We start from the raw sequence: 17,299 nt of genomic DNA on the forward strand, positions 1-17,299 counted from the left end.
CGGCTCCTTGCAAACTTTTTCTAAAATCATTTTGGGGATTGATCCGGGTACAGTGGTTATGGGTTACGGGCTGGTAGGCGTTACCGGCTCACAACTGCAGTTAATTGAAATGGATGTACTCAAGCTGGGCAGCATAAAAGATATTTATGAGCGCCTGCAGCGGATTCATGAAAAAGTGAATGAAGTAGTTGCCACTCATCATCCCACTGATTTTGCCATTGAAGCCCCGTTTTTCGGAAAAAATGTGCAGAGTATGCTCAAACTGGGCCGTGCACAGGGAGTAGCCATTGCTACGGCAATGAGTAATGGTTTAACGGTTACTGAATATTCACCTAAAAAAGTAAAACAGGCTGTAACAGGTAATGGCAATGCAGATAAAGAACAGGTTTGGAAAATGCTGCAACATTACCTGCACTTTAAAGCAAAGCCAAAGTATTATGATGCTACAGATGCCCTGGCAGTAGCTTTATGTCATCATTTTCAAACACACAAAGCCATTCATACGGGCAGCAGTAAGGTAAAAGGATGGGAAGATTTTATCCGTAAAAATCCTGCACGTTTGAAAAAGGGTTAAAGTTTAGTGCGGTATAACTTCTGGTGATCTGTTCTGTTGAAATAGTTTTTAATGATGCTGTATGAAAAAGGACGCTCAGGGTCAGTTCGCATCAATACCATATTCTATAATGGTTTGGAAAGATAAAACTGCTCATTGACTGTTTTCCAACGATAACGTTTCACCATCTTCGCATCGCTGATGATTTTTTGAAAACAATGTTCACAGGCGCCATCGCCGGTTTCTTTATAACAGCGGTTGTTACGTTTAAAGAAATAACTGAAGCCGGCCGTATGTTTTCCTGATGTATCTGTTACAATTAATGTAATACTTGAATCAGTTTCAGAAAAACGATAAGGCACCTGCTGTTTGCTGTAAAAACGGATGAGTTGCTTTTTAACATTGCTCCGCTTCATGGAAAGAAAACCCTGTGCCGATGCTGAGTAATACATCAAAAGAAAACCAACTATGCAGTTTACTGAAAAAGCGATCCTGCTTTTCATTAATCAGTTGTTTTCATTTTCTTCAACAGCAAGAGGAAGAAGGCAGCAGGAATAAGTGCCAGCAAAAACCAGGGATTAAACTGTTTCCATAAAGCATCCACGCCCAGTTTCAAAAGCACAACAATTGCAAATGAAATGGGTCCCCATTTTTCCATGCTCCAGATACCGCTGATGGCCACAAAACTGAAAACAATCATGAGTGCATTTGCAGCGGGGTATAAAGTGCCGAAGTCTTTATAAATACCGATATACGATGAAATAATATCCCAGAACCCATAAGCAACCAATGCCAGGCAAAGGAATGTAACCATGGGTGGACGCTTGGTTTTTTTCTTAACACGTTTTTTGTAGCCGTATTCGTTTTTTACATACATAGGTATCAGTTTAAACGGGAAAGTATTTTTTGCTGGGCAGCTTTCATCTGCTCCTCTGTTAATTTCAATTTAGGTCTCGTAAAATTCAAATCATCTGCGTTGTTAATGGGTACGAGGTGCAGGTGGGCATGCGGTACTTCCAATCCAACAACAGAAAGACCCACACGGTTGCAGGGGAAAGCTGCTTCCATAGCTTTGGCAATGGGTTTGGCAAATACAAGCAACTCACTCAGGTATTCATCAGGCACATCAAAGAATTTATCAATTTCCTGTTTGGGTACAATGAGTGTATGGCCTTCAGCTAACGGAAAAATATCCAGGAACGCATAAAACTTATCGTTTTCTGCAATCCTGTAAGACGGAATTTCTCCTGCAATAATTTTTGAAAAAATACTCATGCCACCAAACAATTTTGATTTGAGTGTAAGCAGCAACATGTATAAACGTTTTCTGCTCATCCACAAATCTACAATAGTCAATGCAAACAAAAGCAACGGAATTAAAAAGCCCCGTTTTTAAACGAGGCTTTTTTGTATCAACCGAAACTTTTTAAATACTGATTTCATTGATCTCAAACTTAATCATACCGGCAGGTACCTGCACCTCTGCCACATCGCCCACTGTTTTTCCCAGCAAACCTTTGCCGATAGGGGAGCTTACAGAAATTTTTCCTGCTTTCAGATCGGCTTCTTTTTCACTCACAATCTGATACGTAACCTGTTTTTTAGTAGCCAGGTTGGTCACCGTTACTTTGGTAAGGATGGCTACCTTGCTGGTATCAATCGTACTTTCATCTACAATGCGGGCTGTAGCAATCATTCCTTCCAGCTGCTTGATTTTTGCTTCCAGGATGCCCTGTGCTTCTTTGGCCGCATCGTATTCCGCATTTTCTTTTAAGTCGCCTTTTTCACGTGCTTCTGCTATGGCACGTGCAGCCGCCGGTCGCAACACGCCCTTCATGTGCTGCAGTTCGGCCTGCATTTTTTCAAACGTTTCTTTCGTTACATACTGTGTACTCATAGTTCCTCCTTTCGTTTAAACAGAAAAAAATAACAACGCCTCAGGTATGAGCTGAAGCGTTGCTATTCGTGTATTGCAAATATAGGGAAATTGTTTTGGCAAAAACAAGAGGGGAATTACGATGGAATGTTAAAGAAATCAAGGTGTGTTACCGGCCAGGGTGCCTGCGAGAGGTCGTATTTGCGTCGCACCGGTTGAGGTTCCGTTTCCATAGCAGCAATGGTCTGTGGGTTTAACTCCTTGCTCTCACCAAAAGCCTACTTTTTCGTAAGATGTAAATGAGAAATATTGCTGTTAAAAAACTTGCTATTGGAGCAAATGGCTGCCAAAAATTATAATAAACACCCCATGAAGATGGCAAATAATCTCGGTAAATGGAAGTTATAAAGATTACCAATCGCTCCATCCATAAACCTGTATTTGAAAAAAAGAAAACTGCAAAAGCAAACCATGGATTCAATCTCCATCTTTTAAAATAAAGAAGAATCAACAGTACAATACTTATCACAAACATCAGCATGTAAGACCATGAATAAGGTCCTGAAATCCTGTACTGAAATGTTGTGAATTCTCGATTGTTTTTTGATTGAAAATAAAGGTATGCCAGTTGCACAATTAGTATTGCAAAAGAAAGAGCAATTAAAAACAGCTTAAGATAGTTGTAACTAACAAGCAACTCGGCAACAATTGCAATTCTTCTTTTGAAAACTAAAAACATAATCAATAAAACAGGAGTAACAAAAAATTCACCTTCGTATAATGTATTTGATATTTTGTATAGTAGCTCCAAAGTAAAGCTTGAAATTAATTAGAAATTACAAATAAGCATGGGCTGTGCTTCAGCAGTTCCCCCTTTGGGGGCGGAGGGGGCTGTGCTATAGTTTCTCCAGCATTTCCACCACTTTCTCCCGTTTTAAAATCAAATATCCAAACCGATCATTGCTGATGCCTTCTTTTAATTGATAGCTGAATTGCAACTGTTCTTCCGTAGCTGTTGTTTCAAAATACCGGAAGGAAATGTTGGGATACACTTTTAATTCATCTCCAATCTCATACAGATGCGTGGAAAGAATGAACAATGAGTTTTTGATTTTCAATAAACCTTTAATAACTGCAGTGCTGCAATGCATGGCGTCCTGTATGTTGGTGCCTTTAAACAGTTCATCAATCAACACCAGCCATTTGCGGCCATCTGTAATTTTCAGCACTGTGTTTTTAATACGCTGTACTTCATTAAAGAAATAACTTTCTCCTTTTACAATATTGTCTTGCACCTGGATATTGCTCAGCAATCCATCAAATAAACTCAGCTCCATACTTTGTGCCGGTACACCCATGCCCACATGTGCTAAATACACAGCACATCCCACAGCTTTAATGAACGTGCTTTTGCCTGCCATGTTTGCACCTGTTAAAAAAATAAAATTGGTTTGCGGGTTGAGTGTTACATCATATGCCACCGGTGTTTGCAGTAACAAATGATATAATCCATGTGCCTGTATCAAAGGCTCTTCCTGTTCTTTAACAGTTGGAAAATGCAGGTTAAACTGTTGAACCGCCATCGCCATACTGTAATACGCATCCAGCCGGTGGTACAAATGCATCAGCTTTTCTGCTTCCTGTTTAAACTCATAACGCAGGTAATGACCATACCTCAGCATTTTGGCCGGTGTCATCTTTTTACTTTTCTCTGCTACGAGGTGTTGAATAACGGAAGGCTTCATCAGCTTCTCTGCTTCTGTTACAATATTTTGAAGCAATAAAGAATGATGCTCCTGTTTAAGTAGTTGCAACAACCGGTACATTCCTTTTAAAAAATCCATAAAATGCCCCACAGTATAACGCACCAAACCATAATCCGGTGTATCAAATACCATGTACAAATAAGCAGGAACAGGGGAGTGACTGTTGGGTATTTTATCAAAAGGGTAACCGTAAAATTTTTCAAGCACCAGCAAGGTTCCGTTGGTGATTTCTGCAGGCCATTGCTGTAACAGGCCCTCCAGTTGACGGATAGCTTCCTGTGTTTGACTGATCTCCTTTTCACTACGCAGCGGATGCGTTAATAAATATTGTAAACGCTCTGCACCACCCACTGTTTTACAAAAGTTGATGCGGTGCAGCAGCGAATACTCTTCTTCATTGTTGAAGATGGAGAGATCGTAGTATGTGACTTTGTCTATTTCCAAAATGTATCAGCGTTCAAACGCCAGTCTTGATCCTTTTTGAGATTCATCAAACACACCGTTTTCATAAACGGCATGACCATTTACAAATGTATGGGTAATGGTAGCAGGAAATCTAAAACCTTCCAACGGACTCCATCCGCATTTGTACAAAAGATTTTCTTTGGTTACTGTGTGTTCTTTGTTCAGGTCAACCAGCACCAGGTCAGCAAAATAACCTTCCCGTATATAACCACGTTCTTTGATCTGGAAACAATCAGCCACGGCATGACTCATTTTTTCAGCAACTCTTTCCAGCGGAATGCGTCCTTCTTTTGCATAATGAAGCATGAGCAGCAGCGGATGTTGCACCAATGGTAAACCCGCATGCGCATTTTCATAGCTGCCATTCTTTTCATCCCATGTATGCGGTGCATGATCGGTGGCAATTACATCAATGCGGTTATCCAGCAAGGCTTTCCACAACGCTTCTCTATTTTCTTTGGCCTTGATGGCAGGGTTGCATTTGATCTGGTAGCCCAGTCGTGCATAATCATCTGCTGTAAAATGTAAATGATGTACACATACTTCGCTGGTGATGCGCTTTTCTTTTAACGGCATCATATTTCCAAACAGATCCAGCTCTTTGGCAGTCGTAAGATGTAAAATATGCAGACGGGTGTTATACTGTCTTGCAATTTGTATAGCCATGAGCGATGATTCATAGCAGGCATCTACATCACGTATCAAAGGATGATCAGCCGGTGAAAATTCTCCTTTGGCTGCTTTCAACCGCTCATAATTATTTTTTATAATGCTTTCGCTTTCACAATGCGTGGCAATCAGCACTTCACTTTCTCGAAACACTTTATCCAGTGTATTGTAATTATCTACCAGCATATTGCCGGTACTGGCGCCCATAAAAATTTTGATGCCGCATATTTTGTCCTTGTGTTTATTAGCCTGCAAAGTATCATCGGCACTGGTATTGCTGGTGCCCATATAAAAAGAAAAGTTGGCCAGCGAAGTGTTGGCTGCAATAGTATATTTCTGTTCCAGCAACTCAAGATTAAGTGCATTGGGGATGGTGTTGGGCATTTCCATATAAGTGGTAACACCACCGGCCACTCCTGCTCTTGCTTCGGTATAAATATTGCCTTTATGGGTGAGACCGGGCTCCCTGAAATGAACCTGGTCATCAATCACACCGGGAAATAAATGCTTTCCTTCTGCGTTTATTTCTGTAACGGCTTCTTTTGTTTCAATGTTTGAACCGATTTTTTCAATACGTCCGTTCTTAATCCATACATCTGCAGGCTGTATGGAGCCTTCGTTTACAAGTGAACAATTTTTAATTAAATAATTCGCCATAGCTTATTTTTACTTTTAAATACAACCGCATGCAATTTACCAAAAGCTGTTTGTGCATCCTCTTTTCAACTGCTTCAATTTTTGCAAAAGCCCAGAGTACTTATTTTCAGCAGCAATCCAAACATATTCATTTTATTGACCGGATGGAAATTAAAACCGGTCATGTTTCTGATCTTAATTTCACTTCCGGCAAACCTTATGACCGCCGTTATGCGGTTGAGTTTTTAGGCAGTAAGGTAGATTCATTACTTTCCCTCAAACCTTTATTCTACAGTACAGACACGGCATTAACGCTCAGTAAAACGGATCGCTATAACCTGCACAGTTTGTACCTCAATAACCAGGAGTGGGTAAAAGGCGACCCTGCTGTTTTTAACAGTAAGAAAAAGCTGTTTAATAAGTTGTATCCCACCCCGGCCGGTATGATTGAAAAATATGGCGATGATTTTTTTGTGGTCGTAAACCCCATGGTCAGCTACCGGCAAATGGTGGAACTGAATAATACCAATCAGAATCTTTTTATCAATCAACGTGGTTTGAATGTTCGTGGCGGCATCGGTAACAAAGTAGGTTTTGCAGCCAGTGTAATGGATGTGCAGGAGCGGGGCCCGTTATTTTTTCAAAACTGGGTAAGTCGTTATAATGCGGTACCCGGTGGTAATTTTTACAAACGCTTTAAAAATACCGGTGTTGATTATATTGATGCCAGAGGTTATTTCACCTTCCGTGCGGCCAAGTATATTAATTTCCAGGCTGGCTATGACCGCAACTTCATCGGCAATGGTTACCGCAGTTTACTGCTGAGTGATTTTGCAGGCAATAACCTCTTTGTAAAAATCAATACACGTATCTGGAAGTTTAATTACCAGAACCTGTTTATGGAGTTACACAAAGGAGCGAATAACAACAGCACCAGCAACCTCGTTCCCAAGAAATACGCCACCATGCATCACCTGAGTATGAATGTATTGCCCTGGTTGAATGTAGGTGTGTTTGAAAGCGTGGTGTTTGGCCGTACCAACAGGTTTGAGTTTGGATATATGAACCCCATCATTTTCTTCAGGAGTATTGAAGGAAACCTGGGCAGTGCAGATAATGCATTGGTAGGTGCTGATTTTAAAGCCAATCTCTTAAAGAAAGTACAGGTGTATGGCCAGTTAATGGTGGATGAATTCAATTTAGGAAAACTGCGGGGCGATTCCAGCGGATGGTGGGGTAATAAAACAGGATTACAATTAGGCTTTAAATACATTGATGTAGCCGATATTCAGAACCTGGATTTGCAGGTAGAGATGAACCGTGTTCGTCCGTTTACGTATTCGCATTTTGATTCTGTAAGTAACTATACACATTACAATCAGCCATTGGCACATCCATTAGGTGCTAATTTTAATGAAGTTATTGCGATTGTTCGTTATCAACCTACGGGCAAACTCAATCTTATGGCACGGTTGATTTACTGGAAACAGGGGCTTGACAGTGCCAACGGAAGAAACTTCGGTAGTGATATCTTTCGTTTGAATGGCGACCGGCGCAGGGGCGATTTTGGTTACACCCTTGGTGCCGGTGTAAAAACCACGGGGCTGAATGCTTCCTTTATCGCAAGCTATGAACTGCGTGAAAATATTTTTATTGATGCGAATGTATTAGTGCGTCAATTTAAAACCGGAACTACCACACAAAACACCACTTTATTCGGATTAGGTGTAAGAATGAATTTATGGACGAGGGAGTATGATTATTGATGAACCTAAAAGAACAAAGTGTTTCTAAAGCCAATACATGGTATTTGATTTTTTACAAGAAAATTTTGTACTTCATTTACATTTTGTACATCATATTCAACGACCCTGATTTTCTTTTTATTATTTAAGTTTAAGATTAATCCATCATATGCACCCATTCTCATTTCCAACTTTGTTTTATGAAAATTTCCAATATCCTCAATTAAAATTGTCTTGTATCTGAACCAATAAAGTAACTTGATTTTATTTTCTTCAGGATATAGTATTACTGCAATAGGATTTCTTAATGAGTAAAATAAATAAATAGGGAAAAGAGAATATACAACAACAAGCAATAGGAATCCAGGAGTCGTTGTATCATAATCGTCTGTTATGAATTTTTTATAAGGCCATCTGTACATATATAAAAACAACAGAAGTAGGCCTGCTCTAAGAGCTACTGTAAGATAATTGGGTTTAATAATTTTCATTTCTCTTACCCTTCCAGGTGAATACTAAACACAATCATCCGTGCCTGCATACGGTCAATTACATTACTGTAGATTAAGTTGGCATCACGGCTGTGCACATTACGGAATGTATTGCTGAGTTTTATTTCAGGACTCAAAATAAAACTGGGGAAATAAAAATGAAAGCCCATGCCGGCTTCGTAGCCAAAACCACCTTTGGTAAGTTTTACCAGATCTTCTGCACGGCGTGCCTGGCTGTTACTGGCAAGATCAAATTCAAATTTGGCGCCTGCAAGAATGTACACACGGAAATTATTGATGCGGTCACTGCTGAATTTCAACTGCACGGGAAAACTGGTATAAATACTCTCAATCGTTTTTTGCTGCCAGGAACTGTCGCCTGTTTGCGGATAGGCGAGGTAATAGTTAATACCACGGCTGGCAAAAATGAGATGCGGATTAAAACGTGCTTCCAGATGATTGGCCAAACGTAAAGTGCCGAGCAAACCCAAACCAAAGCCGGGTTTACTTGCTGCTTCAATATAAGTTACACTATCACTGGTTAAGAATTTGGGATGATGTTCAATTTGAAAACGGGAGCTGTTGGTGCTGAGGGTAATACCAAAATAGTATTTCTTTTCCTCGTGCTGCGGCAGGTTAATTTCACGCTGGGCAAAAGAGGCGGTACAGAAAAGAACGAACAGGGTAAGGGTTAAAATTATTTGTCGCCCGTATAAATGCTGCATATTCCGAATGTAAGTGGTTTGCATTGCGTTTGTTTAAAGCCGGTTTTTGTGAGCACCGCTGTAAATGCTTTTCCTTCCGGGAAAGCCTGAATGCTGCTGTTAAGATATTGGTAAGCCTGTTTATTGCTCACGGTGCCTGCAATTGCCGGCGACAGTTTGCCAATGTACCATTTGCACAGAGCGCTGAACCCGGGCAGCCATGGTTTGGAAAATTCCAGCACCACCAATCGGCCTCCCGGTTTAAGTACACGGTTGATTTCGGATAACCCCTTTTCAAGGTTTTCAAAATTGCGTACTCCAAAGGCAACTGTTACTGCATCAAACGTGTTATCAGGAAAGTTTATTGTTTCGCTATCACCGCTTTGGAGCTCTATCACGGTGCTTAATCCTTTATTTTCAATCTTTTTTCTACCGCCTTCCAGCATTTTTTCGCTGATGTCTATCCCAATGATACGTTTGGGTTGCAGGCGATGAGCCGCCATAATAGCCACATCGGCAGTACCGGTAGCCACATCCAGCATTAATTGTGGTTGTAATGCTTTTAACTGGTTTAATGCCTTGCGGCGCCATCCCTTATCAATACCCAGAGAAAGAAAGCGGTTCAGCAAATCATAACGGGGCGCAATAGTGTCAAACATTTCCGCTACCTGTTCTTTCTTGCTTTTTTCAGAGTCGGCACGGGGTACCACTTTATCATGTAAATAGTTATTGCTCATGCGGGGGCAAAGATAGTCTTTAGCCGATAGTTGTTAGTGGTCATAATCCGCTTATAAGTTGGGTACTAACTACAGCCGCCCTCCGGCTATTGGCTAAAAACTTATCTTGCAAGGGTGAACATCAAATCTGCAACATACTTAATCAGCAGTCCTTCGGTGGACAAATGCCCGAAAGCAGACCGTCCGGAATATGCTTTTATCGGGCGCAGTAATGTGGGCAAATCATCGCTCATTAATATGCTCTGCAATAATCAGAAGCTGGCTAAAACAAGTGCCAGTCCCGGTAAAACACAAATGATCAATCATTTTACCGTGGAGAGCGTTCATGAAAAAAGCGGAAAAACCAATGAATGGTACCTGGTGGATTTGCCGGGCTATGGTTATGCAAAAGTGGCGCAGGGGCAACGGAAGCAATGGATTAAGATGATTGAGAACTACATCCGTAAACGGGAGAATCTTGTGAATCTTTTTGTGTTGATTGACAGCAGGCACAAGCCACAGGCTATTGACCTGGAGTTTATCAATCAATTGGGAGAATGGAATATTCCTTTTGCCATCGTATTTACTAAGGCAGATAAAAGCACACAGAAAGAAGTAGCTGCAGTAGTAAAATCTTTTTTAAATGCACTGGCTCAAACCTGGCAGTTCCTGCCGCAGAGCTTTGTAAGCTCGGCAGTAAAACACAGGGGAAGAAAAGAAATTCTTGCGTTCATTGATGAGTGCAATCAAAAAATAAAAGAAAACAGTTAATAACAAAGAGGGCGTTTCATTTGAAACGCCCTCTTTTATTTTTTAAGTAGAAGTTTTTAACCTTCGTTCACCACTAAACGGAAACCGTTGCCGTGGATGTTTACAATTTCAACTTTTGCATCTTCTTTCAGGTATTTACGCAGCTTGGCAATGTACACATCCATACTGCGTCCGTTGAAATAAGTATCGCTGCCCCAGATGCGTTTCAGTGCAATTTCTCTCGGCAACAAATCATTCTTGTACTCACAAAGCATCCGCAGCAATTCACTTTCTTTGGGTGAAAGCGTACTGGTTTTGCCGTTCACTATTAACTCTCTCAGTTTGGGATTGAAATGGTAAATACCCAGATCGAATTCTTTATTTTCTGTTTCGTGTTTGGTTTCCTCGTTACGTTTGAGAATAGCTTTTATTTTATGCAGCAGCACTTCACTGTCAAACGGCTTGGTGATATAATCATCCGCTCCCAGTTTGTAACCGGTAATAATATCATCCTTCATGGTTTTGGCACTCAGGAAAAACAGGGGCACATCCGGATCAATATCCCTTATTTCTTCAGCTAATGTAAAGCCGTCTACATGCGGCATCATTACATCCAGCAAACAGATATCAAATTTGTTGCGCTGAAAAGCAGCTAACCCCAGGCGGCCATCACGTTCCAGCGTTACATCAAAATCGTTCAGCTCCAGGTAATTTTTCAACACACTTCCAAAACTGCTGTCGTCTTCTACCAGTAAAATTTTTGATTTGGTTTCTTCCATCGTTTAAAATTTATTGTCAAATAAAGTTAAAGCTTTTGGGAGTTGTGCAGGCAGCCCCTCAATATTTTGTTAAAGAAGCCGGGGGCTGTAAGCAGTTGTACAAATTTCATCTGTTACCCACGCCCGCCTGCAATGCTCCGCCCGCAAAATCAGGGCGGGCATTTACGTCTAAGCGTGGCAGCCCTTGAGCTGTTATAATTCTTATCATCACTACTTTTGCCATTTAAATGAATGGCCATGCGTATTACATCTGACAATCGCTTTAAAAAACTCATTGTAATCGGAGATCGTTTATTAATCAAACCCAGCCGCCCTGATGAACGAACTGCCAGCGGTTTGTACCTGCCACCCGGTGTACAGGAAAAAGAAAAAGTACAACAGGGTTTTGTTATTAAAACGGGTCCCGGTTATGTCATCCCCATGCCCGTAGAGGAGGAATCCTGGAAAGGAGAAGAAGAGCAGGTAAAGTATGTGCCCCTGCAGGCTAAGGAAAGAGACCTGGCCATCTTTCTGCTGAGCGGAGCTACGGAAGTAATTTACGAAGGAGAAAAATATTTTATCGTTCCGCAAAGCGCCATCCTCATGCTGGAGCGGGAAGAAGAATTATAGAAGGCGCTTCAAGTGAAGCGCCTTTTCTGCAAAAGCATTTTACTTTTTATTCATAAACCAACGTCCGCCATTGGTAGTGTTGGTGCCTGAACCATAAGTACCTTCAAGAAATGTAAATTTAGAGTCTACAGTGGCACTGATGGAGTATTGAATACTTGGTGAATAATTGTAAGTAGCGGTTACGGTGTTGCCACTTACGTTGTAAGTGCCTTCTGCTTTACCCGCCGTGGCAGTATCTGTACCGTCATAAATCCGGACTGTTCCGTTTGAACGGAATAAAGCTGCATACCCACTAGTTGGATAAACAGTAGAGCCTCCATATTTCCCTTGCCAAAAACCTACCATTGAAGGAGCGTCAGGTACAGGGCATTCTTTTTCTTTTTTGCAGGAAATAAAGCAGCAGGTAATCAAAAGGCACGCAAAGCCTGTAAATAAGTGTTTCATTTTTTTGTTGTTTAGGTTATAAAAAATAATTGCTATTTGAGATAAAGCTGCCCCTGGTATTGTATTTTTCATGGGTCAACAACATGGAAAAAACCCGTCGGATAATTTAGTGCGGGGCAGCTTTTTACTTGGTGGTTCGTAGCAGAAACAAAAGTAGCATCATGGAGAGGCCAAGTCAATACTACAATCAGGTAGCTACCGTAAAGTAGTACCTGTTTCAATTCGCCTGTTTTCACTTCCTGTATTTTATTACCTTTCCAACCTAAATCAATTCTATGGCGGACACATCTGCTTTTCTGCAGCAAATAAAAGACGGTTATACATTTAAAGGAGCTTCATTTCAATTAGGCATAGGTATGCTGGATAAAACAGCAGTGCCTGATGCTAATGTGTTACTTCCTTTAAAAACAATGAACCGTCACGGTCTTATTGCAGGTGCCACCGGTACGGGTAAAACAAAAACATTGCAGGTGCTGGCCGAAGGTTTGAGTGATGCAAGCATCCCTGTGGTGCTGATGGATATCAAAGGTGATTTGAGCGGTATCGCTGCTGCGGGAAGTACAAATCCCAAGATTGAAGAGCGCATGCAGCTCATGAATCTTACTTACAAACCCGCTGCTTTTCCAGTAGAATTGATGACGCTGAGCGAAAATAAAAAAGGAGTTCGCCTGCGTGCTACCGTAAGTGAGTTTGGCCCCATACTGCTTTCCAAAATTTTAGGTTTGAATGATACGCAGCAGGGGATTGTGGCCATGATCTTTAAGTTTTGTGATGATAATAAAATGCCGTTACTGGATCTCAAAGATTTTATCAAGGTAATTCAGTACATCAGCGATGAGGGAAAGAAAGAGCTTGAAAAAGATTACGGAAAGATATCTACTTCTTCAACGGGTACTATCTTAAGAAAAGTAATTGAATTGCAGCAGCAGGGGGCAGATGCTTTTTTTGGAGAGCCCAGTTTTGAGGTAGATGATTTAATGCGCATCAGTGATGATGGACGTGGTATGATCAGCATCATCCGTGTGATGGAGTTGCAGGACAGGCCCAAGCTGTTTTCAACCTTTATGCTGAGTTTGCTTGCAGAGTTGTATGCTACCTTGCCCGAAGAAGGCGATATGGATCAGCCCAAGTTGTGTTTGTTTATTGATGAGGCGCACCTCGTGTTCCAGGAAGCAAATGAAGCCTTACTGCAGCAGATTGAAACAGTGATCAAACTCATCCGCTCCAAGGGTGTTGGTATTTTCTTTTGCACACAAAACCCGCAGGATGTACCGGCCAGTGTATTGGCGCAATTGGGTTTGAAGGTGCAGCATGCATTGAGGGCTTTTACGGCAGCCGACAGAAAAGTGATTAAACAGGCGGCAGAAAATTATCCTGAAACAGGTTTTTATGCAGTAGATGAACTGCTCACACAGTTAGGTATAGGCGAAGCTTTTATTTCACTGCTCAATGAAAAAGGAATTCCCACACCTTTAGTACACACTTTGCTCGTACCACCACGCAGCCGTATGGATATTTTAAATGATACTGAAGTAGATGAACTGGTGAATAAAAGTAAGCTGGTAAAAAAATATGCTGAAACAGTAGATAAAGAAAGTGCCCTTGAAATCATTACAGAAAAACTGAATGAAGCAGAGGAGCGCACCAAAGCAGCAGAAGAGGCGGAAGTCAAAGCAGAAGAAGCAGCTAAGCAGGAGAAGGAAGAAAAGAAGACAGCCAAGAAGGAAGAAAGTTTCCTGGACAACCCGATGGTAAAGCAGGTAGGACGTACAGCCGCCAATGTCATTACCCGTTCTTTATTAGGCGCCTTAGGTTTGGGTGGCAGAACAACAAGAAGAAAAAAGAGTGGATGGTTTTAAGGAACTTATTTGCGGTATGTTGTAAGCACGATGTTATTGATGAAGCTGCATGGCACATGCAGCTTTTTTTGCTTTTACGGCAAACGCTGCTTGGCTGAAAACTTTTTTTATTAGCAGATGTTGTTTAATTTACGAGCTACATGGACAGTTATTTGTCTGCACATAGGATTGCTTGCGTCTATTTACAAGACAGAACTGTCTACCTATTCATTAACTAAAACTTACCGGCATGAGAAAATCATTGCAACGAACAGGACTGTTCCTAACATTCCTGTTTCTCTCCATGGCAGGGTTCAGTCAGTACACTGTAAAGGGAACAGTTACTGATGCCGCCAAAAACGAACCGCTACCAAACGTATCAGTACAAATTAAGGGAACCAGAACCGGAACAGTTACCGGTGTTGATGGAGGTTTTTCCATTAATATACCTGATAACAAAGGGGTTACCTTGGTTATTTCTTTAGTTGGGTATGCTTCCCAATCTGTGAATGTGAACTCATCCAGCACAAACGTATCCGTCTCTTTACAAACAGATGAGCGGAATCTGGAAGAAGTAGTTGTAACCGGCCTGGCTTCTTCTATTAAGCGGAAGAACCTTGCTAATGCAGTAACTTCTATCAATTCAAAAGAGTTAACGGGAACCACACAAATTCAAACCACAGATGGCGCATTATATAGTAAAGTGCCTGGAGCTAATATCAGAATGAATGGAGGCGCTCCTGGCGGTGGTATGTCTGTGCAGTTGCGTGGTGTTTCATCATTGGTAGGTGCCTCACAGCCATTGATAATTCTGGATGGAGTTTATATTAATAACTCCTTTCAACGAACAGGTCGTGCTACTATAACAGGTGCGGCTGCAGGTGCAGGCGCTCCTGCACAGGATGATGGCTCTAACCGATTGGCTGATATTAATCCGGCTGACATTCAAACCATTGAAGTTTTAAAAGGACCTTCTGCTGCGGCTATTTACGGAACAAGGGCCAATGCCGGGGTAATCATTATCACTACAAAAAAAGGTTCAAGCGGAAAAACGGCTATAAGCTTTGGACAGGATATTGGTTTCGGGCGTCCGTTACGTTTAGTAGGTACCGATAACTGGAGTGTTGAAAAAATCAATTTCTTTTTTACTAATCCAACCAAACGAGCCACAGAACTCGCACGTTTTCAGCAAGCACAAAGCACAGGTCAGTTTTTTGATTTTGAGGACATGTTTTACGGTAATACAGCAACTTTATCTAACACTCGTTTAAGTATGTCGGGTGGTAATGATAAAACTAAATTTTTTGTAGGTGGTGTAATTACAAGTGAAGATGGTATTGTAAGAAGAACCGGTTTTGAACGTTATTCGATACGAGCGAATATTGATCATAAGATCAGTAAGAATCTTAATTTCAGCGTTAATACAAACTATATCCGTTCAATAACAGATCGTGGGTTTACCGGTAACCAAAACAATACAGGTGCATCCATCGGTTACAACATTGCCTATATTCCAAATTATTTTGATTTGCGTCCCAATGCAGCAGGTGTATATCCTGATGTTGATTATGGCGGACCTCGTGAAAATCCATTGGCTGTTACAGATAAGGCAATCAACAATTCTGTGGTTAACCGTTTTATTCAATCCGGTACACTTAATTGGCAAATTTTCAATAAAACAAATTCAGACTTAAAGCTTCAGGTAACCGGCGGTATTGACTATGTACAAAATACAACACTAATTTATTTACCTGAGGATTTGCAGTTTCAGCGTGCTCAGGCAAATCCCGGTGATGTTTTGCATGGACGCCAGGAAAGTTTCAATAAAAACCTACAGGCAGCTTTGGTTCACAACTACAACGTTAACAAATTTAATTTTACAACTCAGGCCGGTATAGTACGCTTGGAATTTGAAAACAGCGCCATCTTTATGCGAGGCAGAGGGTTAGCTCCTAAGCAAATAAATGTACAGCAGGCTACAATTCAGCAGATTGATCAACAGTTTAACAGTGTGGTACAGGAAGCCGGTTTATTTGCACAGGAAGAAGTAAACTGGGATGACAAAATCATTGGTACACTTGGTGTTCGTTTTGATAAGTCAACACTTAATGGCGATAAGGATAAGTTTTATGCTTTCCCCAAAGCATCATTAGCTGTTAATCTTACCAACTTTGATTTCTGGAAAGTTGATTTTATTAATCAGTTAAAGCCACGTATTGCATATGGCGAAACAGCCGGCCCGGTAGGTTTTGGTTCAACATTTACTCCTCTTAACGGAACCAATATCGGCGGTTTATTAGGCTCTGTTGTTTCTACACAAATCGGAAATACACTCATACGTCCTGAAACTGCACGTGAAATTGAGTTTGGTATTGATGCGGGCTTTCTTAATAACCGCATTTCATTAGAAGCTACCTATTACATTAAAACCACTGACAATAATATCCAGAATCTGAATCTGTCTCCTACTGTTGGTGTAAATACTACACCCAGTAACGAAGCACAATTAGAGAATAAAGGTATTGAGTTGGCATTGTCTGGAACCATTTTTCAAACCAAAAAGGTTCGTTGGTTCTCAAGAGCTATGTGGTGGAAGAATGATGTAATCGTTAAAAAATTAGGAATTCCTTCTTATCTCACCGGTGCATTCGGTACAGGCTTGGGGACATTCCTGATTAAAGAAGGTGTTAGTCCTTTAACAATAGTAGGTACACCGGCTATTACTCCCGGAGTATTTACAGTTTGGGGCGAAAATCAGCCCGACTTTACAATGTCATGGTTTAATACAGTAAGCTTCCTCAAAAACTTTGAGTTCAGTATGATGTGGGAATGGCGTAAAGGAGGAGATAACATCAATCTTACATCCTTTTTAACGGACGGTGGTGGCACCACTAAAGGATGGTTTGAAGATGATAATAAAGACGGTACACCCAATGGACGTCAAAGGCCTCCTGCTCCTTATAACAATGCAGGAAGATGGGTACAGGATGCCAGTTTCTTTAAAATGCGTGAAATCGGCTTGTATTATACAGTGCCCCAGGCCAAAGTGAATAGCTGGTTTAATGGATTTGTAAATCGTATTCGTGTAGGCGCATCAGGAAATAACGTGTTTCTGATTACTAAATACGAAGGATATGATCCCGAAACATCAACCTTTGGTGCACAATCTATTGCCGGTAATGTGGATGTAGCTCCTTACCCTTCAACAAGGCGTATCTTCTTCCATATCAATATTGATTTTTAAATCTATAAATTCAT

General features: G+C 41.1%; 18 protein-coding genes. 6 read left to right on the forward strand and 12 right to left on the reverse strand.

Annotated elements, in window-relative coordinates; translation table 11 throughout:
* Positions 1 to 7: 7 nt before the first annotated feature.
* Positions 8 to 574 carry a crossover junction endodeoxyribonuclease RuvC gene (gene ruvC / locus PDL71_RS04800; protein WP_407526095.1) on the forward strand — a complete coding sequence of 189 codons (567 nt, stop codon included), beginning with the start codon at positions 8 to 10 and terminating at the stop codon, positions 572 to 574.
* Positions 575 to 678: 104 nt separating this feature from the next.
* Here the strand turns inward: ruvC and PDL71_RS04805 are convergent, their stop codons facing one another.
* From PDL71_RS04805 to PDL71_RS04835, 7 genes are all read right to left on the reverse strand, one after another.
* A complete protein-coding gene (locus tag PDL71_RS04805) occupies positions 679 to 1,056 on the reverse strand; it encodes a hypothetical protein (protein ID WP_407526097.1) in 378 nt (125 codons plus the stop codon).
* Positions 1,056 to 1,430 carry a hypothetical protein gene (locus PDL71_RS04810; protein ID WP_407526100.1) on the reverse strand — a complete coding sequence of 125 codons (375 nt, stop codon included), beginning with the start codon at positions 1,428 to 1,430 and terminating at the stop codon, positions 1,056 to 1,058. Before PDL71_RS04810 ends, PDL71_RS04805 begins: the two co-directional genes overlap by 1 nt.
* 5 nt (positions 1,431 to 1,435) lie before the next feature.
* Positions 1,436 to 1,867 (reverse strand): HIT family protein, encoded by a 432-nt coding sequence (locus tag PDL71_RS04815; protein WP_407526103.1) that lies wholly within the window; start codon positions 1,865 to 1,867, stop codon positions 1,436 to 1,438.
* Between the two features lie 112 nt (positions 1,868 to 1,979).
* Entirely contained in the window at positions 1,980 to 2,450 is a 471-nt protein-coding gene (greA, locus tag PDL71_RS04820) for a transcription elongation factor GreA (protein WP_407526106.1), read from the reverse strand.
* Positions 2,451 to 2,682: 232 nt separating this feature from the next.
* Positions 2,683 to 3,240: a hypothetical protein gene (locus PDL71_RS04825; RefSeq protein WP_407526109.1), complete on the reverse strand. Its 558-nt coding sequence runs from the start codon at positions 3,238 to 3,240 to the stop codon at positions 2,683 to 2,685.
* An 85-nt stretch (positions 3,241 to 3,325) separates the two neighbouring features.
* The gene (locus PDL71_RS04830; RefSeq protein WP_407526111.1) at positions 3,326 to 4,639 is read right to left on the reverse strand and encodes a MutS-related protein; all 1,314 of its coding nucleotides are present in this window, start codon (positions 4,637 to 4,639) and stop codon (positions 3,326 to 3,328) included.
* Positions 4,640 to 4,645: 6 nt separating this feature from the next.
* Positions 4,646 to 5,986: a dihydroorotase gene (locus PDL71_RS04835; RefSeq protein ID WP_407526113.1), complete on the reverse strand. Its 1,341-nt coding sequence runs from the start codon at positions 5,984 to 5,986 to the stop codon at positions 4,646 to 4,648.
* A 29-nt stretch (positions 5,987 to 6,015) separates the two neighbouring features.
* On the opposite strand from PDL71_RS04835, the gene PDL71_RS04840 reads away from it, so the two are divergent.
* The gene (locus PDL71_RS04840; RefSeq protein ID WP_407526116.1) at positions 6,016 to 7,731 is read left to right on the forward strand and encodes a capsule assembly Wzi family protein; all 1,716 of its coding nucleotides are present in this window, start codon (positions 6,016 to 6,018) and stop codon (positions 7,729 to 7,731) included.
* A gap of 5 nt (positions 7,732 to 7,736) precedes the next feature.
* On the opposite strand, the gene PDL71_RS04845 is transcribed toward PDL71_RS04840, so the two are convergent.
* Genes PDL71_RS04845 through ubiE form a run of 3 tightly spaced genes read right to left on the reverse strand, consistent with a single transcriptional unit; the run spans position 7,737 to position 9,642 of the window.
* The gene (locus tag PDL71_RS04845) at positions 7,737 to 8,201 is read right to left on the reverse strand and encodes a hypothetical protein (protein WP_407526118.1); all 465 of its coding nucleotides are present in this window, start codon (positions 8,199 to 8,201) and stop codon (positions 7,737 to 7,739) included.
* Between the two features lie 5 nt (positions 8,202 to 8,206).
* Entirely contained in the window at positions 8,207 to 8,926 is a 720-nt protein-coding gene (locus tag PDL71_RS04850) for an outer membrane beta-barrel protein (protein WP_407526121.1), read from the reverse strand.
* Positions 8,899 to 9,642: a bifunctional demethylmenaquinone methyltransferase/2-methoxy-6-polyprenyl-1,4-benzoquinol methylase UbiE gene (gene ubiE / locus PDL71_RS04855; RefSeq protein WP_407526123.1), complete on the reverse strand. Its 744-nt coding sequence runs from the start codon at positions 9,640 to 9,642 to the stop codon at positions 8,899 to 8,901. Before ubiE ends, PDL71_RS04850 begins: the two co-directional genes overlap by 28 nt.
* Positions 9,643 to 9,756: 114 nt before the next feature.
* On the opposite strand from ubiE, the gene yihA reads away from it, so the two are divergent.
* On the forward strand, positions 9,757 to 10,392 hold the full coding sequence (yihA, locus tag PDL71_RS04860) for a ribosome biogenesis GTP-binding protein YihA/YsxC (RefSeq protein WP_407526126.1): 636 nt from the start codon (positions 9,757 to 9,759) through the stop codon (positions 10,390 to 10,392).
* 56 nt (positions 10,393 to 10,448) lie between these two features.
* Here the strand turns inward: yihA and PDL71_RS04865 are convergent, their stop codons facing one another.
* Positions 10,449 to 11,150 (reverse strand): response regulator transcription factor, encoded by a 702-nt coding sequence (locus PDL71_RS04865; RefSeq protein ID WP_407526129.1) that lies wholly within the window; start codon positions 11,148 to 11,150, stop codon positions 10,449 to 10,451.
* A gap of 237 nt (positions 11,151 to 11,387) precedes the next feature.
* On the opposite strand from PDL71_RS04865, the gene PDL71_RS04870 reads away from it, so the two are divergent.
* The gene (locus PDL71_RS04870) at positions 11,388 to 11,759 is read left to right on the forward strand and encodes a co-chaperone GroES (protein ID WP_407526132.1); all 372 of its coding nucleotides are present in this window, start codon (positions 11,388 to 11,390) and stop codon (positions 11,757 to 11,759) included.
* Positions 11,760 to 11,798: 39 nt separating this feature from the next.
* On the opposite strand, the gene PDL71_RS04875 is transcribed toward PDL71_RS04870, so the two are convergent.
* A complete protein-coding gene (locus PDL71_RS04875) occupies positions 11,799 to 12,203 on the reverse strand; it encodes a hypothetical protein (RefSeq protein WP_407526135.1) in 405 nt (134 codons plus the stop codon).
* Between the two features lie 275 nt (positions 12,204 to 12,478).
* On the opposite strand from PDL71_RS04875, the gene PDL71_RS04880 reads away from it, so the two are divergent.
* Both PDL71_RS04880 and PDL71_RS04885 read left to right on the forward strand, forming a co-directional pair.
* Positions 12,479 to 14,062 (forward strand): helicase HerA-like domain-containing protein, encoded by a 1,584-nt coding sequence (locus PDL71_RS04880; protein ID WP_407526137.1) that lies wholly within the window; start codon positions 12,479 to 12,481, stop codon positions 14,060 to 14,062.
* Between the two features lie 229 nt (positions 14,063 to 14,291).
* Positions 14,292 to 17,285, forward strand: coding sequence for a SusC/RagA family TonB-linked outer membrane protein (locus PDL71_RS04885; protein ID WP_407526140.1), 2,994 nt, complete (start codon positions 14,292 to 14,294; stop codon positions 17,283 to 17,285).
* The last annotated feature ends 14 nt before the right edge of the window (positions 17,286 to 17,299 follow it).

The organism is Lacibacter sp. MH-610 (assembly GCF_045780045.1).
Lineage (GTDB): Bacteria > Bacteroidota > Bacteroidia > Chitinophagales > Chitinophagaceae > Lacibacter.

What these genes read in the sequence shown, in the direction of transcription:
- PDL71_RS04805 (WP_407526097.1), bottom strand. Translation starts at nt 1,056, where the DNA reads ATGAAAAGCAGGATCGCTTTTTCAGTAAACTGCATAGTTGGTTTTCTT.
- PDL71_RS04810 (WP_407526100.1), bottom strand. Translation starts at nt 1,430, where the DNA reads ATGTATGTAAAAAACGAATACGGCTACAAAAAACGTGTTAAGAAAAAA.
- PDL71_RS04815 (WP_407526103.1), bottom strand. Translation starts at nt 1,867, where the DNA reads ATGTTGCTGCTTACACTCAAATCAAAATTGTTTGGTGGCATGAGTATT.
- greA (WP_407526106.1), bottom strand. Translation starts at nt 2,450, where the DNA reads ATGAGTACACAGTATGTAACGAAAGAAACGTTTGAAAAAATGCAGGCC.
- PDL71_RS04835 (WP_407526113.1), bottom strand. Translation starts at nt 5,986, where the DNA reads ATGGCGAATTATTTAATTAAAAATTGTTCACTTGTAAACGAAGGCTCC.
- PDL71_RS04840 (WP_407526116.1), top strand. Translation starts at nt 6,016, where the DNA reads ATGCAATTTACCAAAAGCTGTTTGTGCATCCTCTTTTCAACTGCTTCA.
- PDL71_RS04845 (WP_407526118.1), bottom strand. Translation starts at nt 8,201, where the DNA reads ATGAAAATTATTAAACCCAATTATCTTACAGTAGCTCTTAGAGCAGGC.
- PDL71_RS04850 (WP_407526121.1), bottom strand. Translation starts at nt 8,926, where the DNA reads ATGCAGCATTTATACGGGCGACAAATAATTTTAACCCTTACCCTGTTC.
- ubiE (WP_407526123.1), bottom strand. Translation starts at nt 9,642, where the DNA reads ATGAGCAATAACTATTTACATGATAAAGTGGTACCCCGTGCCGACTCT.
- PDL71_RS04865 (WP_407526129.1), bottom strand. Translation starts at nt 11,150, where the DNA reads ATGGAAGAAACCAAATCAAAAATTTTACTGGTAGAAGACGACAGCAGT.
- PDL71_RS04870 (WP_407526132.1), top strand. Translation starts at nt 11,388, where the DNA reads ATGCGTATTACATCTGACAATCGCTTTAAAAAACTCATTGTAATCGGA.
- PDL71_RS04875 (WP_407526135.1), bottom strand. Translation starts at nt 12,203, where the DNA reads ATGAAACACTTATTTACAGGCTTTGCGTGCCTTTTGATTACCTGCTGC.
- PDL71_RS04880 (WP_407526137.1), top strand. Translation starts at nt 12,479, where the DNA reads ATGGCGGACACATCTGCTTTTCTGCAGCAAATAAAAGACGGTTATACA.
- PDL71_RS04885 (WP_407526140.1), top strand. Translation starts at nt 14,292, where the DNA reads ATGAGAAAATCATTGCAACGAACAGGACTGTTCCTAACATTCCTGTTT.